At 70.2% G+C, this 19,646-nt stretch carries 19 protein-coding genes; 12 read left to right on the top strand and 7 right to left on the bottom strand.

Annotated elements, in window-relative coordinates; translation table 11 throughout:
• The first annotated feature begins 171 nt into the window (after nt 1-171).
• Both ACFU5F_RS03110 and ACFU5F_RS03105 read left to right on the top strand, forming a co-directional pair.
• Complete coding sequence (locus ACFU5F_RS03110) at nt 172-840, top strand: Type 1 glutamine amidotransferase-like domain-containing protein (protein WP_383881103.1); 669 nt, start codon at nt 172-174, stop codon at nt 838-840.
• Nucleotides 841-934: 94 nt separating this feature from the next.
• The gene (locus ACFU5F_RS03105) at nt 935-1,096 is read left to right on the top strand and encodes a hypothetical protein (RefSeq protein WP_383881099.1); all 162 of its coding nucleotides are present in this window, start codon (nt 935-937) and stop codon (nt 1,094-1,096) included.
• Nucleotides 1,097-1,275: 179 nt separating this feature from the next.
• On the opposite strand, the gene ACFU5F_RS03100 is transcribed toward ACFU5F_RS03105, so the two are convergent.
• Nucleotides 1,276-2,325, bottom strand: a complete 1,050-nt coding sequence (locus ACFU5F_RS03100) for a PP2C family protein-serine/threonine phosphatase (RefSeq protein WP_383881096.1) — start codon at nt 2,323-2,325, stop codon at nt 1,276-1,278.
• A gap of 397 nt (nt 2,326-2,722) precedes the next feature.
• Nucleotides 2,723-3,439, bottom strand: coding sequence for a class I SAM-dependent methyltransferase (locus ACFU5F_RS03095; RefSeq protein ID WP_383881094.1), 717 nt, complete (start codon nt 3,437-3,439; stop codon nt 2,723-2,725).
• 74 nt (nt 3,440-3,513) lie between these two features.
• On the opposite strand from ACFU5F_RS03095, the gene ilvY reads away from it, so the two are divergent.
• From ilvY to ACFU5F_RS03080, 3 genes are all read left to right on the top strand, one after another.
• Entirely contained in the window at nt 3,514-4,401 is an 888-nt protein-coding gene (gene ilvY, locus ACFU5F_RS03090) for an HTH-type transcriptional activator IlvY (RefSeq protein ID WP_383881092.1), read from the top strand.
• Nucleotides 4,402-4,594: 193 nt separating this feature from the next.
• The gene (locus tag ACFU5F_RS03085; protein WP_383881089.1) at nt 4,595-5,008 is read left to right on the top strand and encodes a hypothetical protein; all 414 of its coding nucleotides are present in this window, start codon (nt 4,595-4,597) and stop codon (nt 5,006-5,008) included.
• A gap of 33 nt (nt 5,009-5,041) precedes the next feature.
• Complete coding sequence (locus tag ACFU5F_RS03080; RefSeq protein WP_383881087.1) at nt 5,042-5,902, top strand: IS5 family transposase; 861 nt, start codon at nt 5,042-5,044, stop codon at nt 5,900-5,902.
• Nucleotides 5,903-6,098: 196 nt separating this feature from the next.
• Here the strand turns inward: ACFU5F_RS03080 and ACFU5F_RS03075 are convergent, their stop codons facing one another.
• Complete coding sequence (locus ACFU5F_RS03075; protein ID WP_383881084.1) at nt 6,099-7,082, bottom strand: phosphotransferase family protein; 984 nt, start codon at nt 7,080-7,082, stop codon at nt 6,099-6,101.
• Nucleotides 7,083-7,094: 12 nt separating this feature from the next.
• On the opposite strand from ACFU5F_RS03075, the gene ACFU5F_RS03070 reads away from it, so the two are divergent.
• On the top strand, nt 7,095-7,532 hold the full coding sequence (locus ACFU5F_RS03070; protein WP_383881081.1) for a DUF402 domain-containing protein: 438 nt from the start codon (nt 7,095-7,097) through the stop codon (nt 7,530-7,532).
• A 118-nt stretch (nt 7,533-7,650) separates the two neighbouring features.
• Here the strand turns inward: ACFU5F_RS03070 and ACFU5F_RS03065 are convergent, their stop codons facing one another.
• Nucleotides 7,651-8,628, bottom strand: a complete 978-nt coding sequence (locus ACFU5F_RS03065; protein WP_383881078.1) for a teichoic acid biosynthesis protein C — start codon at nt 8,626-8,628, stop codon at nt 7,651-7,653.
• A gap of 301 nt (nt 8,629-8,929) precedes the next feature.
• On the opposite strand from ACFU5F_RS03065, the gene ACFU5F_RS03060 reads away from it, so the two are divergent.
• Both ACFU5F_RS03060 and ACFU5F_RS03055 read left to right on the top strand, forming a co-directional pair.
• A complete protein-coding gene (locus tag ACFU5F_RS03060) occupies nt 8,930-9,211 on the top strand; it encodes an FG-GAP repeat protein (protein WP_383881075.1) in 282 nt (93 codons plus the stop codon).
• 2 nt (nt 9,212-9,213) lie between these two features.
• Nucleotides 9,214-9,705 carry an FG-GAP repeat protein gene (locus tag ACFU5F_RS03055; RefSeq protein ID WP_383881071.1) on the top strand — a complete coding sequence of 164 codons (492 nt, stop codon included), beginning with the start codon at nt 9,214-9,216 and terminating at the stop codon, nt 9,703-9,705.
• Here ACFU5F_RS03055 and ACFU5F_RS03050 read toward each other — a convergent pair.
• The gene (locus ACFU5F_RS03050; RefSeq protein WP_383881069.1) at nt 9,665-10,639 is read right to left on the bottom strand and encodes a helix-turn-helix transcriptional regulator; all 975 of its coding nucleotides are present in this window, start codon (nt 10,637-10,639) and stop codon (nt 9,665-9,667) included. The two genes, ACFU5F_RS03055 and ACFU5F_RS03050, sit on opposite strands and share 41 nt — an antisense overlap.
• Nucleotides 10,640-10,855: 216 nt before the next feature.
• On the opposite strand from ACFU5F_RS03050, the gene ACFU5F_RS03045 reads away from it, so the two are divergent.
• The 4 genes from ACFU5F_RS03045 (at nt 10,856) to ACFU5F_RS03030 (ending at nt 14,781) form a co-directional block, all read left to right on the top strand.
• Nucleotides 10,856-11,542 (top strand): alpha/beta fold hydrolase, encoded by a 687-nt coding sequence (locus ACFU5F_RS03045; protein ID WP_383881067.1) that lies wholly within the window; start codon nt 10,856-10,858, stop codon nt 11,540-11,542.
• A gap of 90 nt (nt 11,543-11,632) precedes the next feature.
• The gene (locus ACFU5F_RS03040; protein WP_383881064.1) at nt 11,633-11,761 is read left to right on the top strand and encodes a hypothetical protein; all 129 of its coding nucleotides are present in this window, start codon (nt 11,633-11,635) and stop codon (nt 11,759-11,761) included.
• On the top strand, nt 11,758-12,480 hold the full coding sequence (locus tag ACFU5F_RS03035) for a hypothetical protein (protein ID WP_383881061.1): 723 nt from the start codon (nt 11,758-11,760) through the stop codon (nt 12,478-12,480). The genes ACFU5F_RS03040 and ACFU5F_RS03035 overlap by 4 nt, the downstream gene beginning before the upstream one ends.
• Nucleotides 12,481-12,705: 225 nt before the next feature.
• Nucleotides 12,706-14,781 carry a SpoIIE family protein phosphatase gene (locus ACFU5F_RS03030; protein ID WP_383881059.1) on the top strand — a complete coding sequence of 692 codons (2,076 nt, stop codon included), beginning with the start codon at nt 12,706-12,708 and terminating at the stop codon, nt 14,779-14,781.
• A 61-nt stretch (nt 14,782-14,842) separates the two neighbouring features.
• On the opposite strand, the gene ACFU5F_RS03025 is transcribed toward ACFU5F_RS03030, so the two are convergent.
• On the bottom strand, nt 14,843-17,296 hold the full coding sequence (locus ACFU5F_RS03025) for a SpoIIE family protein phosphatase (protein WP_383881573.1): 2,454 nt from the start codon (nt 17,294-17,296) through the stop codon (nt 14,843-14,845).
• 393 nt (nt 17,297-17,689) lie between these two features.
• Nucleotides 17,690-19,315, bottom strand: a complete 1,626-nt coding sequence (locus ACFU5F_RS03020; RefSeq protein ID WP_383881056.1) for a PucR family transcriptional regulator — start codon at nt 19,313-19,315, stop codon at nt 17,690-17,692.
• Nucleotides 19,316-19,646 lie beyond the last annotated feature (331 nt).

The raw sequence follows: 19,646 nt of genomic DNA, 5'->3' as shown, positions 1-19,646 counted from the left end.
CATGCAGGAGCGACCACCCCGAAGCCCGCAGCGATGCCGTATGTTCGCGACACCGCCATCGGGCCTCAGAGGCTGGCACGCACATGACCGGTCATCAGTATCACGCGATGACCCCGGTGTTGATTCCCGAGTTCGTTGCGCGGGTGTCGTGGGTCGTGCTTGGCTCGCCCGATGAACCTTCTGTTGACGGCGAGTGGTCTGCGTAACGAGACGCTGCGGGATGCGCTGCGGGAGATGCTGGGCAGGCCGTTCGGATCGGCGAACGTCGTGTACGTTCCCACGGCGTCCGTCGCCGAGCCGGGGGACCACAAGTGGTTGGTCGCGGACATGAACCGGCTGTGCGGCCTGGGCTGGCGGGAGTTCGACGTCCTGGAGCTGAACGGCCTGCCCCGGCAGACGGTGCTCGAGCGACTGCTGCACGCCGACGTCATCTACGCCGGGGGCGGCAACCAGTACCACCTCGCGCGCAGCATCACCGGCAACGGCCTGGCCGACGGCTTCCTGGAGGCCCTCGAGAGTCGGGTCTACGTCGGGTTCAGCGCCGGATCGATGATCTTCAGCCGTCATCTCACCGGACGCTCCGCCGACGTCATCGGGGACACCAAGGACCTCAATGTGCTAGGCGCGACGATCGTGGAGCCCCCGTTCGGCCTCTTCGACTGGTACCTCAAGCCGCACCTGTATTCGGCGGACTTCCCCGAGCGGGACGATGCCTGGGCCGATCGCATCGCCGAGCGCGCCGACTTCCCGATCTACTTCATCGACGACGAGACGGCGGTTCGCGTCAGGGACGGCAAGATGGATGTCGTTTCCGAAGGCCGGTGGCGGTTCCATCCGTGACCCCATACGCGCGGTGGGCGCCCCGGACAGGGCAGTGCGGCCCCCCCCGGGGGAGCCACGGCTGCTGCGGGTCCTCGTCCCCGCTGTTGTGATCGTGAGTCTGGTCCCGGACGTCATGGTCGGCGTCACCGACAGCCGGCCCGGCACCAGCTGGGGAGCCGCCGTCGCCTTGATGGTCATGCACGTCGTGGTCGCCGCGGTTGCCGTCCCCGCCTTCCGGCGACTCCTGCCCCTCCCCCCCGCTGCCCGGGCGTGATCATGGGCCCCCATCGGGGTGCAGGCCCGCACCGCGGTCGTACGGCACCCACTGGGTTCCGTACGACCCTGCGGGCCCGGGTTCGCAGCCACGTTGACGTTGTGCGGATCCGCCTGCGGCGGGCATGACGACGAACCCACCCTCTGCAGCCCCGACCCAGGAGGTTGGGCGGGGAGCCGCTACTGCCCCGCCTCAACGGGGTCGGACCTCGGGTATCGCACAGCGAGGGCCGCGATGTCGTCGTTCAGTCGTCCGCCGCTGAAGCGGAGCAGGTCTTGATGCAGTCGGCTGAGCAGCCCGTGGGGTGAAGCGACCGCCGGGTTCTGCTCGCGCATCCAGTCCTGCAGGGGGAAGAACTCGCCGCCGTGATCCCGGGTCTCCGTCACGCCGTCGGTGTAGAGCAGGAGTTGATCGCCCGGGGCGAAGGGCACGGTGTCGGTCCGGTAGTTGTCCTGGACGAGTGCCGCGAGGTTGAGAGGCGGCGAGGGCTCACTGGGCTCCAGGACGTACGTCTCGCCCCGGTGCACGAGCAGCGGTGGCGGGTGCCCGCAGTTGAGGAGTGTGACATGGCCGCCGCCGCGCGGGATCTCGACGAGCAGAGCGGTGGCGAACCGCTCCGGCAGGTCCTGGGAGGGGTGGGCGGCGCTGTGCCGGCCGATGCTGGTCTCCAGACGCCGGATGACGCTCGTCAGATCGGGTTCGTCGTGTGCCGCCTCCCGGAAGCAGCTGATCAGCGCGGAGGCCGCACCCACTGCGGACAGGCCCTTGCCCCGTACGTCCCCCAGGAGCAGCCGGACGCCGTGAGGTGTCTCGGCCGCCTCGTAGAAGTCACCGCCGATCCGCGCCTGGGCCTGCGCCGCGACGTACAGTGATTCGATCTCGATGCCTCCCAGATGGCTCGGCAGCGGTCGGAACAGGACCTGCTGGGCGGTGTCGGCCACGAGTCGGATCTGGAGAAGGGTCTCCTCCCGCCGGAGCCGGACATGGCTCGCGTAGGCGGCCGCCAGGGTGACGGCGGCGATCGCAGCCGCCGTGTAGGGAGTCCCCAGGTCGCTGTAGACGAGGCCCAGGCCCAGCATGATCAGTGCGCAGAACCCCCCCAGGAGGATCGTGGGCAGCACGGGCCACATCGAGGCGGCCAGGGCGGGCGCGGCAGGCAGCAGACGGCTGATGGCGATGCCTCTCGGTGTCGCGAACGCCAGCGCGCCGATGAGGAGGGTGAGGATCACCGGTGACAGTCGGACAGCGTCCCATCGGTCACCGTACGGACGACCGCGTCGCTGTCGCCTCAAAGTAGGCACGAAATGAATCGTAACTACAACAAAGCGGATATGGAGCCAGGCGGGAATGCATGTTCATGCCGGGCTTGCTGCCGTGATCGCTGGACCCGGCGCACACGGACAACGTTCGCCGACGAGCAGCCCGACAGTCAGGACAGGGGCTGGGCGAGATCGCGCGGCTGTTCCGGCCTTGGCCTGCGCTGCCCCGATTCGTCAGGTACAGGACACGCCTGATCGAGCAGCGTCGACGACGGCGGATGCGGATGCGGACGTGCCACGTTGGCAACCGCCCGGCCGCGCTCGCCACCAGGAGACGTTGTCGGGCCGCCGGCCACGGTGGGCGCGGTCACCGGCGGCGGCAGCAGAATTCGGCATGAGTAGGACGAGGGAAGGCGCGGGAGACGATGTCGAACCCCGCTCGACGGAGCATGCCCTCGACGATCCACGCATAGGTGGAGAACTCCTCCCTGACATGGGTTTCGAAGTCGGTTCTGGTGAATCCCTCGCCGTCCGGGCGGCCCGCGGCAGCGATCCAATCCCGCAGATGTGTCTCTGCGCTGGAGGCCTCGAAACTGAAGATCACGTCCCACAGGTAGAAGAACCCGCCGGCGCGAAGCATCTCGGCCGCGTTGACCAGCGCCTGCTGTTTCCAGAAGTCCGGGAGCTGGTGCAGGGCCGACTTCGTGGTCACCACGTCGGCGAGAGGGCCCTGGTGGGTGTAGTCGAGAAAACCGGCGTGGTGCCATTGCGGGGCCACATCGAACCGATCGGCCCGCGCCTTGGCAAAGGCCAGCATTTCCGCGGATACGTCCACGCCGTGTGCGACGGCCCCGCGCCGTGCGGCCTGGACGGTCAGTGAGCCGGTACCGCACGCGAGATCGATCAGCCGGGTGCCATCGGTGACGCCAAGACGGTCGAGTAACGCATCGTCAGCCAGCGGATCCGTACCCTGGTTGCGGTCGTAGGCAGCGACCGCGGCTCTGCTGCCCAGGTCGATGCCGACAGGCGCATATTCGGAGAAGTACCAGGCAGGAAGAGAACGTGCGGGATCGCTTCGTGGCATGTCCCGTTTGTAGACTCGCCACAGGCCTTACGGCAACAGCAACTTACGCACCATGGCATTGCGAAAGGTGAAAGGTGCAGGACCACGACCAGTACCGGCTCTTTCTCCACCTCGCGGAAACGCTCAGCTTCACCCGCACCGCAGCCGACTGCCATGTCAGCCCTGCCACGCTCTCCCGCACCGTGCAGCGCCTCGAGGCCGTCACCGGACATCACCTCCTCGACCGTGGCCCTCACGGGGTGTCCCTGACCACGCACGGCCGCGCCTTCCGCCAGTACGCAGCCGAAGCCCTGGACCTCTGGGCCCGCTACCGCAGCGACGGCACCGCAGTCGACGAAGTCGACGGACACCTACGGGTGTTCGCCTCCGTCACCGCATGCCACACCCTTCTGCCCGAACTGCTCACCCCTCTGCGCGCCGCCCACCCGCGCGTGACCGTCTCCTTACGCACCGGCGACGCCGCTGCCGCCCTCGCCCTGCTCGACCAGGGCGAGGCCGATCTTGCCGTCGCGGCCCTCCCCGCCCGGATCCCCGCCACCGTGCTCGCCCGCCAGATCACACAGACCCCGCTCGTCCTCGTCCAGACCGGGTCCCCGCCGGCCCACCAGGAGTTCACCGCCGCCGAGGAGCCCTTCGTCCTGCCACGCCAGGGACTCGTACGTGCGGCCGCAGACCAGTGGTTCCGAGACCTGGGAATCCATCCGCACATCGCCGCCGAAACCGACGGCCATGAAGCGCTGCTCACCTTGGTCGCCCTGGGATACGGCACGGGCATCATCCCCGAACTCGTCCTCCAGCACAGCGGGCTCCACGCGAGACTTCGACAGGTGGCCATCTCATCCGCACCCGACCATCTCACCATCGCCGTCTGCATCCGACGGGCCGACATACACCGCCCCTTGGTCGCCGCAGCCTGGGCGGCCACCCAGCCGGACACAGCGGACCGCTTGCCACAGCGGTGAGGGGGGTCCGCCTGCATGCACGCAAGAGGCCCTGCACGTGAGGGGGAGGGCGTCTACGCTTGGACGTGCGTTCTGCTCGGTACGGATCCGCGAGCTTCGAAGACGCATGCGGCGGAGATGCCCAGGCGCTCGATAACGGCGAGTTCACCCTGGACGAGCAACTGGTCCAGCTACTCACAGGCGAGGAGTAGCCGTGCCGCGGCGCCGGGAGGCCCGGCCGCTGGCCGAGTACTACCGCGACCTGGTCCGCGTCGCCCTGATGGAAGCACGCCCCGCGGGCCTGCACACCTACCAGCTCATGGCCGCCACCCGCCTGACCCGCTCGCAGATCGGCCGTGGCATCCGGCACGTCCGCGACGTCGTCGCCGCCGAGAACCTGACCCCGATCACCTGGACCCGACGCGACGGGTTCATGTTCTCCGACGACCCTGCGGACTGGATCGAGTACGACAAGCGCCAGTTCCGGCAGATCCTCGGCCGCCTCACCCAGGTGATCACGGGCACGCTCGACCCGCACCTGGCCCGCTACCCCGACGACGAATGGGCCCAGCTCGCCACCGCCCAGCTCACCGGCGTCCGCGCCACCCTCGCCCAGCTCGCCAAATAGCCCCCTCCCCCAATCACCTCTGCCGAGCCCGCCATGCCCGCTACCACGCGTCGCCGCCGCTACCCGCCCGACACCTCCATCGCCGAATGGGCTCTCCTGGAACCCCTGCTGCCTATCCCGGCCTGCCAGACCAAGACCGGCGGCCACCCGGAGAAGTGGCCCAGGCGGGAGAGCGTCGACGGCATCCGCTACATCGTCGACAACGGCGCGAAATGGCGGGCCCTGCCTGCGGATTTCCCACCCTGGGAGACCGTCTACGGATTCTTCTGGAGGTGGAACCGGGCCGGAGTCGTCACCTACATCCGTGACCAGCTCCGCCGCCGGATCCGTACCGGCAAGGGCCGCTGCCCCCACCCGGTGACGCTGATCGTGGACTCCCAGTCGGTCAAGGGAGCCTCCACCGTCGGCCGCAACAGCCGCGGCTGCGACGCCGCGAAAAAGATCAACGGCCGCAAACGACATATCACCGTCGACACACTCGGCCTGCCCGTAATGATCACGGTGACGCCCGCCGACATCCAGGACCGCGACGCCGCCCGCGATGTCTTCTGGCGGCTGCGCCTCACCCAGCCGCAGATCACCCAGATCTGGGCCGACCGCGGCTACGCCGGCGACCTCGTGGACTGGGCCCGCGAACGCCTCTGGCTCACCCTGCGCATCGTCTCCCGGCCCAAAGGCACCAAGGGCTTCGTCGTGCTGCCCCGCCGCTGGAAAGTCGAGCGCACGATCGGCTGGTGCATGAACGCCCGCCGCAACGCACGCGACTACGAACGCCTGCCCCAGCACTCCGAAGCACACCTGAACTGGGCACTCATCACCATGATGACCAGGCGCCTCACCCGCAAGAGCCCCCGAACGAGTCAGTGGACCCGGAAGACGCCGACAGCTGGATGACGGTGGTCCTACTCGGCGCCAGCCTTCGACCTGTCGTCCGTCCCGTGCTGACGCCGCCTCTTATTGACCCAGTCGTGTATGGCCGCGATGAGTGCGTCGGAGGGCGTGCGCCCTGCGGCCTCGATGAGCGCTACGAATCACTAGCTAGGACACCAGCAGCGCAGGCTGCCGCCGGACGACGCTGACCACCGAGTCTTCAGCCGTACTGGCTGAAGAGCGCTTGAAGGTACTCCTCCAAGCGCTGGGCGAGAACGGCTGATGTCAGATCTTCCCTCCCGAGTTCCCGCCAGGGCTCGGCGACCTTCTCCGCGTCCGGTGCGAAGGCCAGCGCATCCAGCACACGCCAGTACAGGTGATCAGCAGGGTCGTCGCTGAGCGTTCCACCGGCTGCGACGTAGTGATCCGCAAGCCGCATTCCGACGGGCACTCCGTGAAGCAGAACAAGCGCAGTGGAGCAGTGGGCCACGTCCAGGTCAGCGGGCCCCCACGACGTCTCCACCCAGTCCACGACACCCGTGATCGTCAGATCGGCTCCTTCTCCAGCGAAGAGCACGTTCCCGGGATGGAAGTCCCGGTGCAGGAAGCGAGGCCGGTAGGCTGGCGGCGGCTGTCGGATCACCTCCACGGCACGCTGCCACACTTCCGGCTGTTTCGAGTTCTCGGGAAGCCGCACCCGCTCTGGGCTGGTCCACGCCTGATAGGTGCGCGGCCGGGCTCCTTCTGGAACGAGCACCCCGTGGATCGCCACCAACTGCCGGGCCAGGAGTTCTGTTTTCCGCTCGATGTCCTCCCCGCCCAGTCTGAGACTCCCTGGAAGCAACGACATCAGCAGCGACGGATGGTCGCAGTGCTCCGCTGCCGCGTCAACGCCATGAAGACGAGCGGCCGGCACGTTCGTGTCCGCGAGCAGACGGAGGATGTCCGCTTCCCGCGTCAGCAGTCCCAGGGCGTGCCTTACGAAGAACGGTTTGACGAAAGACCGCAGCACGAGGGAATACGGCTCACCTTCCCCCTCAACATCGAGGCGACGCATCTGCGATGTCCAGCCTCCTCGCAGCGCTGCCACAGCACAGACCCGGTCCCCAGGACGAAGACTCCGCTCCACCCATACACGAGTCCTGGACCCGCCTAGGTCATCGATGTCAGTCTCGACAACCGCCGCGCTCTCGCCCTCAGCCATGCCGACAGCCTAATGATCACGAACGGGCGGCCTGAGGCGAACCTTCAAAAACACCTACTCAGCGTCAACGCCTTCTACACCGACGGCGGGCTGCGCAACTGGTACGTGAACTTCGAACGCCCCACCGTCCGTACCGGCGACGGCTTCGACACCTTCGACCTCACCGTGGACCTGGTCGTCGACCGCGACCTGACCAACTGGCAGTGGAAGGACGAGGACGAGTACGCGCACGTACGGCGGCTCGGCATCGTCACCGACACCGACACCGACACCGAGCACCGGGCCGTGGAGGCGGCCCGCGAGGAAGTCCTCACGATGCTCGCCGAACGAGGCGGCCCCTTCGGCGACGCCGCCGCATGGTCGGCCTGGCGATGGAACCCGACCTGGCCCGCCCCGCGACTGCCGCGACCCACGGCGGCCGTGCGCGGAGCTGCACCGGCAGCCGGCTGAACCGCTGGTCGAGCAGCGAGGAATGTTGGTGCGCCGGACGTGGGCGTCGGCTCCCACCGCACGCGGTGCGCGGGTGGGAGCCGGGCAGCGGGCCGGTCCCGGCCCGGACCGGAACGGCTCAGATCAGCGCGTTCTTGTAGAAGATGCTGGAGCGCCGGTCGCCCTCCACACCGGTGGCGAAACCGATGAAGAGGCGGGCCTCACCGCCGTCGGTGCGGTAGATCGCCAGACCCTCGGGCTCGCGGTGGTGCAGTGTGGAGCCGGCCTTGGTGAGGACGGGCCCCTGCTTCACGGTGCCTGTGTTGATGTCGATGCTGGTGACGTGTGTGTTGCCGTCGCCGTTGGGAGTGCCGTCGCCGGGGTACGCGTCACCCGTCAGGTAGTACATGTACGAGCCGTACAACGCGTAGCCCTGCGGTGTGCCGGAGATCGTCGGCTGCTTGAAGTCGACCAGCGGTGAGCCGAAGTTGCCCGTCTCGAACGCGGAGAGGGGGTACACGGCGATGCGCTTGCCGGAGCTGGTGTGGTAGCGCACGATCATGCGCTGGTAGACCGGGTCGACGGAGCAGGTGTACTCGGTGGCTCCCGCGATCGGCCGGTATGCGGCCGAGGCGGCCGGTGAGCTCAGCGTGGTGCCGGCGGTGTAGGTGACCGGGGTGAGCGCGGTGCCGTAGCCGCTGCTGTTCGCGGCGCACTCGATCCACAACTCGGTACCGGAACCGCTCGGCAGCGCGGCGAACGCGACGCCGTGACCGAAGCCGTTGAGGTGCATGTACGAGATGTAGTTCCCGTCGAAGTCCATCTTGTTGATGCACAGGTCACCGGCGGACTCGGAGCTGCCACTCCGCTTGGTCGCCACGAAGAGGAACTTGTTCACCCAGTCGAAGGCGAAGCTCTGCTGGACCCGCGCACCGTGGGTGTCCTTGGACCGGAACAGGTCGTACGACGGCTCCGTGAGATCGAACCGCTTGGTGCCGGCCACCGCCGCGGAAGCCGTCTGCGCGCCGGCGCCCAGCCCCAGCGCGGCGAGCGAGGCGCCGGCGCCGGCGCGTATGAGGCCGCGGCGGGAGAAGGGGAATCCGGGGGTGTGGTTCATGGGGGGACTCCTGAGCATGGTGGGGTAGAGGGCAGAAGTGCGTGATGCTATCTCCTGGGCCGGCCCGCACCCCGGCTCGGGCGGGGTCCGTCACAACTGCGGCACCGGACCGGCACAACCGGTGTCCCCGCACGCAGATGAGGACAGGTCAGCCGCACACCTCGCACGTGGTGATGCAGGCCGGCGCGTCCACGGCGTCGTCCAGGAAGACGGTGAAACGCGGCAACCGTTGTGCACTCTCGATGGTCGAACGACCGGATGTGAACAACCGGCATCCCCTCATCCGACTCCTGGAGTATGCGTGCCTCTTCGCACCAGCCGTCGTACGAGCCCCGGCACCACCGCTCGTACGGGCAGTCGCACGGTCGCGTGCCGCGCGGCCGCCACGCTGCTGGCCGCCCCGCTCGCCGTCGCCGCTCCGGCCGCCGCGGTCCCGAAGGCACCGACCGCCGATTTCAACGGCGACGGTTTCGGCGACCTCGCGACCGCCGCGCCCGAGGCCACCGTCTCCGGTGTCGAGTTCGCCGGTTACGTCGCCTCGTCCTCGGCTCCTCGGCGGGCGCCGACACCGCGCACCCCCTGATCGTGTCGCAGGCCCTGCCGACACATTCCAGCGCGGGTGACGTGACGGGTGACGGTTACCCCGACATCGCAGTCGGCGTCCCCGGCGAGGACATCGGCTCCATACGCGACGCCGGTTCGGTCGTCCTACTGAAGGGTGGCGCCTCCGGGCTGAGCGGCACCGATGCCCAAGCCTTCGACCGGTCCGACTCCGGGGTACCCGGGGCCTCCGAGGCCGGTGACGAGTTCGGTGGCAACGTCGCGCTGCTCGACGTGAACGCCAACGACCGCGCCGACCTCGCCGTCGCCGCGCCCAAGGAGGACGGTACGTACGAGAACTCCGGCGCGGTGTGGCTGTTCCGGGGCTCCAAGGCCGGGCTGAGCACGAACAACATCACCTCGTTCGGGCCCTCGGCCCTGGGGGCGCCGCAGGAGGGCCGCTCTTCGGCCGTGCGTTCGCCAAGTAGGGCACGTTCTAAGGGCGCTGTCGGGGCTGGTCTGCCACGGCGGCGGTGAGACGTGCCGTGAGATCCACGACCGCGGCACGCAGTTCGTCGCCGCCCTCGACGCGGAAGGCGAACGGCAGCCTCGCCAGCCATTCCTGCGCGTACATGGCTGGATTGCGTGTGCTTCCGACCAGCACGCATCCATCCCCCAAGGGTGCAAGCCGCCCCATCGGCGGCCGGACCCAGGGGGCGACATCGGCCGGCGGCAGGTCGAACACCACGCGGGTGGAGAACTCCCACCCGAGACCCAGGTTCTCCTCCAGTACCGCCACCGGATCGAGCCCCTCGGGCGGTTCGAACCCGTCGCCGGTCCGCCGAACCGAACGGATCCGATCGGCCCGGTACGTGCGGATCGCGTCCGCGCGGTAGGAATGGCACAGCAGGTACCAGCGGCCGTGACGGACGACGAGCGACCAGGGATCCGCCTCCGCCTCCCACTCGCTGCCGTGCTCGGTGCGATACGTGATCAACACCCGGTCCCGGTCCGCGACGGCAGCGACGAGCTCGCTGGTGATGGCCGGATCGGGGCGGGTCGCGTACGGGTCCGGTGCGGCCGACGCGTACTCCCGCAGCATTGCCGCATGGTGCCCGACGCTGTCCGGCAGAGCCTTGACGACGTTGCCCAGGGCGGTGCCGACCAGGTCATCGGCGCCGGCCGCGCTCGGCTGGCCGCTGAGTACGGCCATCACCAGGCCGAGGGCCTCGGCCTGCGTGAAATGGACGGGAGGCAGCCGCGTCCCGCGCCCCAGCCGGTATCCGCCGTGCGGCCCACGGGCCGACTCCACGGGGATGCCGGCCTCGCGAAGTATCCCGACGTAGCGGCGCGCGGCTCGCTCCGTGACACCCAGCCGTACGGCGAGGTCGTCGGCCGTCGTACCGGGGCGGCCCTGGATGATCTCCAGGGTGCGCAGTGCTCGCGCGGTGGGGCTGAGATCGTTCGGCACGGTAGCAGGCTAATGCGTTCAATGAGCCGCGGAGTCAGAAGTGTGCGTTGGGATGCGCCGGCCCCGTGGGGCGAGGGTGGCCGGGGCTGTTCCTGGCTGTGACCGCCGACGGACTTCGCCCCAGGACGCTGGGACGCTCGCCGAAGAAACCGGCAGTAGATCGTCCGGATCTCCTCCTACGGTGACATCCGTACAGCAGAAGAAGGGGAACTGATCATGAACGTCATGCTTGTCGGCGGCCTGTGGCTGAACGGGTCCGTGTGGGGCCCTGTCGCGTCCGAGCTGGAGGCGCTCGGCCACCGTCCTGTGCCGCTGACCCTCCCTGGCCAGGGGGACGGCTCGTCGTCCGCCACGCTCGACGACCAGGTGGAGGCGGTGCTCGCCGCGGTGGACGCGGTGCCCGGCCGGGTCATGGTGGTGGGGCATTCCGCCGCCTGCACGCTCGCCTGGCTGGCCGCCGACCGGCGGCCGGAGCGGCTGGCCAAGGTCGCTCTCATCGGCGGCTTCCCGTCCTCCCATGGCCAGCCGTACGCCGACTTCTTCGAGGTGAGGAACGGCGTCATGCCTTTCCCGGGCTGGGGCCCGTTCGAGGGGCCGGACGCCGCGGACCTCGACGACGAGACCAGGCGGGAGCTGGCGGCTGCCGCGATTCCGGTGCCGCAGGCAGTGGCCCAGGGTGTGGTGCGGCTGGAGGACGCTCGGCGGTTCGACGTTCCGGTCCTGGTCGTGTGCCCGGAGTTCACGCCCGCGCAGGCTCAGGAGTGTATCGAGGCCGGTGATGTTCCGGAGCTCGCCCGGGCCAAGCAGGTGGACTTCGCCGATATCGACTCAGGACACTGGCCCATGGTCACCAAGCCTGCCGAGCTGGCCCGGATCCTGGCTGCGGCGGCAGGCGCCGCCTGACGGTCGAGGTGCCGCCGGCGGACCGGGAGGCCACGGTCAGCGTCACAGGCCGCCAGCCTGACGTGCTGTCCGTCCGGCCCGCTCGGCGCGGTGGGCGGTCCGCTGCTGTGGCCGGAGCACGAGCCATGGCCGACCTGCACCCGGTCGCACGAGGTGTACGAGGTGGTCGAACTGAAGGCCGTACGCGAGGCCCATCAGGGCGTCATGATGTTCCCGTGACGAACAGTGCAGAGCTGCAGCCTGCCCGGATAGTCGGCTATGACACTGGCCCCCTCGCGTACCGGGCCGGGCTCCTCGACGCACCGCTCTTCTGGCTGGGGCACCTCTCCTCGTGTGTCCAGAGCGAGGAGGCCGAGGAGCTGCTGTTCGGCGCGGACCATGACGCGGCCGAAGATTTCCAGCGGCGGCTGTGGGAGCGGGGGGAGTGGCCGGCGTTCACGGTTCCGCTCGCTGCTGATCACCGTCTCCACGTGGTCCACCACACCGTCCCGGACGACACCGGAACCGACTACCTCCTCCACCACCCCGACTGGGACCAGGCCCTACTCCTCGCCAGGGATGACGGGCACTTCATGGGGCCGGGCCTGTCCTGGCCCGAACTCGTGGCGGCAGCCGACAACGTGCTGCCCGGCGGCAGCACCACAGATCCGCACTCCCGCCTGCTGCTCCTGTTGCCCGCGTTCGGCGACGACGCCGTACCCGACGACGCTGTCGGCCGCCTGGCGGATGCGCTGCACGCCCGCACCACCGTGGAAGACCCCGAGGCCCTCGCCTCCGCTCTCCTGGAGGATCAAGGGGCTGCCGGCCCGGCGCGCTGGACGACAGCCGGGTTCGGTTTCTCCGTGAACGACGGCGAGTACTCCTTCCGCAACCCCGCAAACTCCTTCGCCCTGTCTCCCGAGCGCCTGGCTCGGGTGGCCACCGCACTGGCGCCTTGACCCACTGACCCCGCACGTTCGTGCACACCCGGGCCCCCTCGGCAGACGACCGACTCCATCGAGGCGACGGTGTCGGCCGCCGCCTTTGCCCCTCGGGCACCCGCGAGGCTGTCGATCGTGCGGTCATGGGGTGCGGTGCCTGATGGGCAGAGGTATGACTGACACGTGGCCCGGCGGAACAGGCACAGGTCCTTTCCTACGCTGCTGCCGGAAGGAGTGTCCGGTATGCCTGAGCGAGAGAGCCGGGCCGGGAGCGGTCGGCAGGGGGACGGTGTCACCGCCGCGCCCGGGGGACTGCTCGATCTGCTGAAGGTCGCCGCCCTGGTCCTGGGCAGCGACGGCCGGATCGTGCTGTGGAGCCCCGAGGCCGAGTCGCTGCTCGGCTACTGCGCGAGCGAGGCGCTCGGCCAGGACGCGGGCGCGCTGCTGGTGGCACCGGAGAACAGGTCACGGGCCCGCGAGCTGTTCCGGCACGTACGCACCGGGGCACGCTGGGCCGGCGTCTTCCCGATGCGGCACAGACGCGGGTGGACGCGCCGCGTGGAATTCCGCACCATGCAACTGCGCGACGCACACGGCGACATCCATGCCCTGGGCCTCGGCATCGACGCGGAGACCGTACGGACCGTGGAGCGGGATCTGGCGCTCTCCCACATTCTGATCAACCAGTCGCCGGTGGGCATCGCGGTGTTCGACCCGGACCTGCGGTGGGTGCGCGTCAACCCGTCGCTGGAGCGCATCAACGGTGTTCCGGAGGAGGCGGTGCTGGGCCGCCGTGTCGGCGAGGTGCTGCCGACGCTCGACGTCCAGGCCATCGAGGCGCGGATGCGGCAGGTCCTCGAAACGGGTGAGCCGTTGCTGGACCGGCAGACTATCGGCCGGACCGCCGCGGACAGCCAGGACCACGCATACTCGGAGTCTTATCACCGGCTGGAGGACTCCAGCGGGCGCGTGCTGGGCCTGGCGATGGCGATCCTCGACATCTCCGAACGGCAGCGGGCGTCCGCCGAGGTGCAGCAGGCGCGGGAACGTCTGGCGGTGATCGCCGATGCCGGCGCTCGCATCGGCACCACGCTGGACCTGCGCCGTACGGCACAGGAACTCGCGGACGTCACCGTTCCGCAGCTCGCCGACCTCGCGGCCGTCGACGTACTCGACTCGGCCGCCGGCCACGGCGGCACGGGCGGCGTACGGCCGGGCGACCCTGCGGCCTTCCAGGCGCTGGCCCTGACGGCGGGCCGTCCCGCCGACGCCTTCAAGGCCGCGGAGGGGGCGGACGAGCCGGCGTCGTACACCTCGCCCCAGGTGATCACCCAGTGCGTACGGCAGGCACGGCCCATCCTCCTGCGCCATGTGAACGCCAGGACGCTGCGGCGGGTCGCCCGGGACGACGCGGCCGCAGACCGGCTGCACCGGGCCGGCGTCCACTCCTACCTGGCCGTTCCTCTGGTGGCCCGGGGAGAGGTGCTGGGCACGCTCAGCCTGTACCGGACGGCCGACCACCAGCCGTTCGACGACCAGGACCTCACCCTCGCCACCGAACTGGCCGCACGCGCCGCCATCTGCATCGACAACGCCCGACTGTACGGGCGCGAACGCGCCACCGCGCTCACCCTCCAGCGCAGCATCCTCCCCCGGGAACCACCGCGGCCCGCCGGGATGGAGGTGGCCTCCCGGTATCTGCCCGCGGTGAGCGAGGTGGGCGGGGACTGGTTCGACGTGCTGCCGCTCAGGGACGGCAAGGTCGGCCTCGTCGTCGGTGACGTCATGGGCAAGGGCGTCCAGGCCGCGGCGATCATGGGGCAGCTCCGCACCGCCACCCGCGCCCTGGCCCGGCTCGACCTGCCCGCGGCGGAGCTGCTGTCCCACCTCGACGACATCGCCACCTCGCTCGGCGACGCCGACACGCTGGCCACCTGCCTCTACGTCGTCTGCGACCCCCGGCGCGGCCTGTGCGAGATCTCCCGCGCCGGCCACCTCCCGCCCGTCCTGGTGGACCCGGACGGGACGGCCGTGCTCCTGGACATCGCAGCCGGAGTACCCCTGGGGGTGGGAGGTGTGCCCTTCACCTCCAGTCGGCGAGAACTCCCGGAAGGGGCGGTACTCGCCCTGTTCACCGACGGACTCGTGGAATCCCGCACCGCCCCCATCGACACCGGACTGAACACCTTGCGCCGCCTCCTTGAGGACACCCGTCCCTCCCTGGAGGAAACGTGCGACATCCTGCTCGACACCCTGAACCGGGAACCCGACGACGACGTCGCACTCCTCCTCGCCCGACGCGCCGACCCGCCGATCTGACACGCCACACCGCCGACTCTCGTCCGGCCCGCCCATCGCCCTCGCCAGCAGCCTCGGATGATCAGTGTCGCTCAGGCCGCGGGAGGTCCTGCGCGCACCAGATCGTCTTGCCGTTGGTGGTGTGCCGGGTGCCCCACCCCTGGGTGAGCTGGGCGACGAGCAGCAGTCCCCGGCCGCCCTCGTCGAAGTCACGCGCTCGGCGCAGGTGCGGTGCGGTGTTGCTGGCGTCGGAGACCTCGCAGATCAGGGAGGCATCGCGAATCAGGCGCAGCCTGATCGGCGGCTCGCCGTATCGGATGGCGTTGGTGACCAGCTCGCTGACGACCAGCTCGGTGACGAACGCCGCTTCCTCCAGGCCCCAGGCGTCCACCTGGTCGACGGCGAGCTTCCTTGCGCGCGGCACTTCAGCGGCGTCGGGTTCGATGTCCCAGTCGGCGACGTGGTGGGGATCCAGGGCGTGCGTGCGAGCGAGCAGCAGCGCCGCGTCGTCGGTGCGGTGTGCGGGGAGCATCGCGTCGACGACGGTGTCGCACAGGGCCTCCAGTGAGGTGGCCGAGTGGTCAAGGACTCGCTGCAGTTCGTTGGTCCGCTGGTCGACGTCGCGCGCGCGGCTCTCCATCAGTCCGTCGGTGTAGAGGGCGAGCAGGCTGCCTTCGGTCAGTTCGAGCTCGGTGGCCTCGAAGGGCAGACCACCGATGCCGAGCGGCGGTCCGGGGTGGCCGGGCACGGGTGTCCTGGTGCCGTCCGGGGAGATGATCAGCGGCAGGGGATGGCCGGCACTCGCCAGCGTGAGGCGCCGAGAGACGGGGTCGTAGACGGTGTACAGGCAGGTGGCGCCGGTTTCGCCGGTCTGCTGGAACGGGCCGGTGGGCCGACCGTCGGCGGTGAGGTGGAGGACCAGGTCGTCCAGGTGGGTCAGGAGTTCGTCCGGCGGCAGGTCGACGTCGGCGAGGGTGCGGACGGCCGTACGCAGCCGGCCCATGCTCGCCGAGGCGTGCAGGCCGTGGCCGACGACATCGCCGACGACCAGCGCGACCCGGGCACTGGACAGCGGAATGACGTCGAACCAGTCGCCGCCCACCTCCGTGTCGGTGCCGGCGGGCAGGTAGCGGGAGGCCACCGCGACCGCCTCCTGGTGCGGCAGTCCCTGCGGCAGCAGACTGCGTTGCAGGGTCAGCGCGGTCGTGCGTTCGCGTGAGAAGCGGCGGGCGTTGTCGACGGCGACCGCTGCCTTGGCGGTGAGCTCCTCGGCGAGGATCAGGTCGTCGGCGGTGAAGGCCTCGGGCCGGTCCAGGCGGGAGAAGGCGACGACGCCGAGCAGCGCGCCGCGGGCCCGGAGCGGCACGGTGATCCGGCCGGTCAGCCCGTCCGCGGCGATGGACGCGTCGATCATCGGATTGCCCGGTGGCCAGTGCGCAGGATCGGCGGCGAGACCGGGCCCGAAGGCCCATTCGCCGCCCTGGCCGGGCTCGGCGGCGAGCTCGACCGCGGACCTGCCGGTGGCCATGCAGCGGGCTGCGACGGAATCGGCAGGGTGACTGACCGGCACAGGAGGCCCCGGAGCCCGGTCGGTGTCCTCCTTCGCGCTGTGCCGGGCGGCACGGCTGAGCACGATGGGCCTGCCGGAGGTGAGCGCGGGCACGGAAGGGGGTTCCTCGCCGCGCAGCACCTCGTCGAAGAGATCCACGGTGACGAGGTCGACGAATCCCGGCACCGGGGTCCCGGCCAGTTCCTGGGCGGTGCCGACCACGTCGAGGGTCCGGCCGATGCCGCCGCTGGCCTCGTTGAGCAGGAGCAGGCGCTGCCGAGCCCAGTACTCGGCGCTCATGTCGAAGCCCCAGTTGGCCACCGCGCGCACCCTGCCCGCGGCATCCCGGACCGGCCATATGCTGGTGGCCCAGGCATTGGCGTAGTCGCTGCCGCGTGGGCGGAAGACGGTGATGAGACGCGTGGCCCTGCCGGTTCTCGCCACTTCGGCCAGAGCGTCGGTGTAGGGCTTGTCGTCTCTTTCGGGAAAGAGCGTGCGGTCGAACTCGGGGAGCACCTCGCGGTACTTCTTACCGAGCACCTGTTCCTCGGAGTGCGCTATGACCCGGCCCGAGGAGGCGTTGATCCACAGGAACCGCAGCTCAGGGTCGTAGACACCCAGAGCGAACGGAGACTGCTCGAAGGCCCGGTCGGCGATCACCGGGCGGCGTCCCCACCGCTGGACGGTCATCACCTGGCCCAGTGTCCGCCCGTCGGGGCCGAACAGCGGGTGAGCCGTTACCACGGCGTCCACCGTGGAGCCGTCCCGGTGACGCAGAAGGACGAACCCCGTGGGGTCGGGGCCGGCACCGTAACCCTGGGGGAAGCCGGGCGGGGCTGGATCGACCAGCAGATCGGTCACGGGGTGTCCGACCAGATCCTCCGCCGTCCAGCCCAACAGCAGCCGGCCCCCCTCGCTCCAGCCGCTCACCCTGCCGTCGGGGTCCACCACGGCAACGGCCGTGGACGCGTCCTGCTTGTCGGCCATCTCCACCCGCCACGCCTCCGTCCGCACAGCCACGCCCGTCAGGGCTGGTTTCCAGCGGCCGATTCCAGCCTAGATCGGCCCCCGCTCCACGGCGCTCCGACGCGGTCCGGGGACCTCGCTGGCGCGGGCGGGCCCGTCCGTGAGCGGGTGGCCCGCCGCTCGACGAGGTCAGCCCGTCCGGTGGCCGTCAGACGCCGGCCGACCACGGTGCCGGCGACCCAGCGCCGTAGATGGCGTCGCGGTGCCACTGCGGCGGAGGCGAGGGCGCGGATCGGCCGCGTGAACGGTCCCTGGCCGCGGCGTGATCCCCGGCGCGATCCCGGGTCCGGACCGCTCGGTGTGACGGCCCCCCGATGTCCGACGCGAGGAATACGCGCCGCTGCGTCATGTCCGTCAGCCCGCTCGCCACACATCGAGTGCCGTGAGAGCCACGTGGAGTTCGGTGCGCTGCTCGCCAGATTCGAGGTCACGGGCGAGGAGACGCTCGATCGTGCGCAGACGTTGGTACAGGGTCTCGCGGGAGAGGCCGCCCCGGCGAGCCGCGGTCGTCTTGTTGCCGGCCGCGTCGAGGTAGTGGCGCATGGTCGTCAGCAGGTCGGTGCCGTGCTGGGTGTCGTGGTCGATGAGCCGCCCGAGCTGCCGTTCGGTGTACTCCTGGATCCGGGCGTCCGCACGGAGGGCGTACAGCAGGCGGCGCAGACCGATGTCCGACAGCTCGTGGAACGAGCGCTCCGGCGGGAGGGGCTGGTGAGGTGGGGTGGCTTCGGCGACCCGGGCCGCCTCGCCGAACGAGCGGGCGGCGCCGATGAGGTCCGTGACCTCGGAGCCGACACTCACGACTGCCCCCGGGGCCAGGCTCAGCACCGTGCCGGACAGACGCTCGACGATGGGGCGCCAGGTCTGGGAAGCGCGCAGGGCCAGCAGGATGCCGAGGCGGTCGGGGGCCAGTTCGCCGACGAGGGCGGCCACGCCCGCCGTTCTCAGCTCCTGCAACAGACGGGACTCGACCTCGGTTCCCCCTTCCCTCGCGCGCAGGTCCACCGAGATGGCGACGAAGTGGCGTCGATCGGTCGGCAGGCCCAGTGCGGAGCAGCGGGCGCGGGCGTCCTCCGCGGAGCGGTGGCGCTGCTCCACCAGGTCGCGCAGGGCGTTCCGGTGCGCAGTGCGTTCCCATGGAGTGGGGTGGATGAGTTGCGCGACGGTCAGCGCCATCGCGGTCCTCTCCAGCAGGATGACGTCCTCCGGTCCGAACGCTGCCGCCTCGGTGCGCGCCGGGAGCATGGCCACGCGGCCCCAGCGCTCGCCCTGGTACTCGACGGAGGCGGTGAGCCAGCCCTCCGGACCACCGACCGCCGTGCTGTCGCCGGGGCCGGTCGCCCTGGAGCGCTGTTCCCAGTCGGCGAGTGCTTCCTCGACGGAGAGCCCGGACGGCTCACAGATCAGGGCCTGGTGCACCAGGTTCTCCAGGACGACCGTGCGCCCACTCATCTCCGCCGCCGCCCGCACCATGTCCTCCGGACCGGCACCGCGCAGGGTCAGGGCGGTGAACGCCTCATGGATGCGCTGTGTGCGGCGCATCGCCTCCGCCTGGTTGCCGAGCAGCAGCGCGTGCACGACCTGGGTGACCTCCAGGAAGTTGACGTCCTCGGTCAGGGTGACGAGGGGCAGGCCGCGGCGGCGGCAGGCGTCGACGAGGCTGTCGGGTGGGCGGTGGTAGCGGCGTACGAGTTCGATGACCAGGGCCGCTGCCCCGATGTCCGCGAGTTCGTCGACATACCGGCGTACGCCGGCCGCGTCCTGCGGCAGGGGCATTCCGGTGGTGAGGACGAGTTCACCGCCTTTGAGGAACGACGCGGGGTCGGTCAGCTCGGTGATGTGGACCCACCGGACAGGCCGGTCCAGGTGCGGCACGCCGGTGACGACGTGGGGCCGTCCGGCGGCCAGGACGGGCAGTGCCAGGACATCGGCCACGGTGAGCGGACGGGTCGGCCCCTGACCGGCCGGGTCGGCGTCGTTCACGGTCTCTCCAAGGGTTTCCTGCTCGCGGCCCGTAGCCCGGGGGAGTGCCCGGCCACTGTGGCAAGCGTCTCTGACCTGCGCAAGAGCGGGCCCGCGGGTGATCGGTGCCCGGCACGCCCCCGGTCAGGCTGACACAACGTCCGGATGTCGCCTCCCGGCCGGACAGATCGCGCGTTGGCGCACCCCTGCTCCGCCGAGATGCTCGGAAGACCGCAGCATTCCGCAGCAGACCGAACACCGAGGCCCGGGAGACGTACATGACTGCACTGTCGCCGCACCTTCGCCAGGCCACGCCCGTGGTGGCGGCTCGTGGTGAGGGCGTCCACCTCTT

The sequence above is a fragment of the Streptomyces sp. NPDC057438 genome, assembly GCF_042802995.1.
Classification (GTDB): domain Bacteria; phylum Actinomycetota; class Actinomycetes; order Streptomycetales; family Streptomycetaceae; genus Streptomyces.
This window is presented reverse-complemented; position numbering and strand designations above follow the sequence as displayed.

What these genes read in the sequence shown, in the direction of transcription:
- ACFU5F_RS03110 (WP_383881103.1), top strand. Translation starts at nt 172, where the DNA reads ATGAACCTTCTGTTGACGGCGAGTGGTCTGCGTAACGAGACGCTGCGG.
- ACFU5F_RS03095 (WP_383881094.1), bottom strand. Translation starts at nt 3,439, where the DNA reads ATGCCACGAAGCGATCCCGCACGTTCTCTTCCTGCCTGGTACTTCTCC.
- ACFU5F_RS03080 (WP_383881087.1), top strand. Translation starts at nt 5,042, where the DNA reads ATGCCCGCTACCACGCGTCGCCGCCGCTACCCGCCCGACACCTCCATC.
- ACFU5F_RS03075 (WP_383881084.1), bottom strand. Translation starts at nt 7,082, where the DNA reads ATGGCTGAGGGCGAGAGCGCGGCGGTTGTCGAGACTGACATCGATGAC.
- ACFU5F_RS03070 (WP_383881081.1), top strand. Translation starts at nt 7,095, where the DNA reads ATGATCACGAACGGGCGGCCTGAGGCGAACCTTCAAAAACACCTACTC.
- ACFU5F_RS03065 (WP_383881078.1), bottom strand. Translation starts at nt 8,628, where the DNA reads ATGAACCACACCCCCGGATTCCCCTTCTCCCGCCGCGGCCTCATACGC.
- ACFU5F_RS03045 (WP_383881067.1), top strand. Translation starts at nt 10,856, where the DNA reads ATGAACGTCATGCTTGTCGGCGGCCTGTGGCTGAACGGGTCCGTGTGG.
- ACFU5F_RS03030 (WP_383881059.1), top strand. Translation starts at nt 12,706, where the DNA reads ATGCCTGAGCGAGAGAGCCGGGCCGGGAGCGGTCGGCAGGGGGACGGT.
- ACFU5F_RS03025 (WP_383881573.1), bottom strand. Translation starts at nt 17,296, where the DNA reads ATGGCCGACAAGCAGGACGCGTCCACGGCCGTTGCCGTGGTGGACCCC.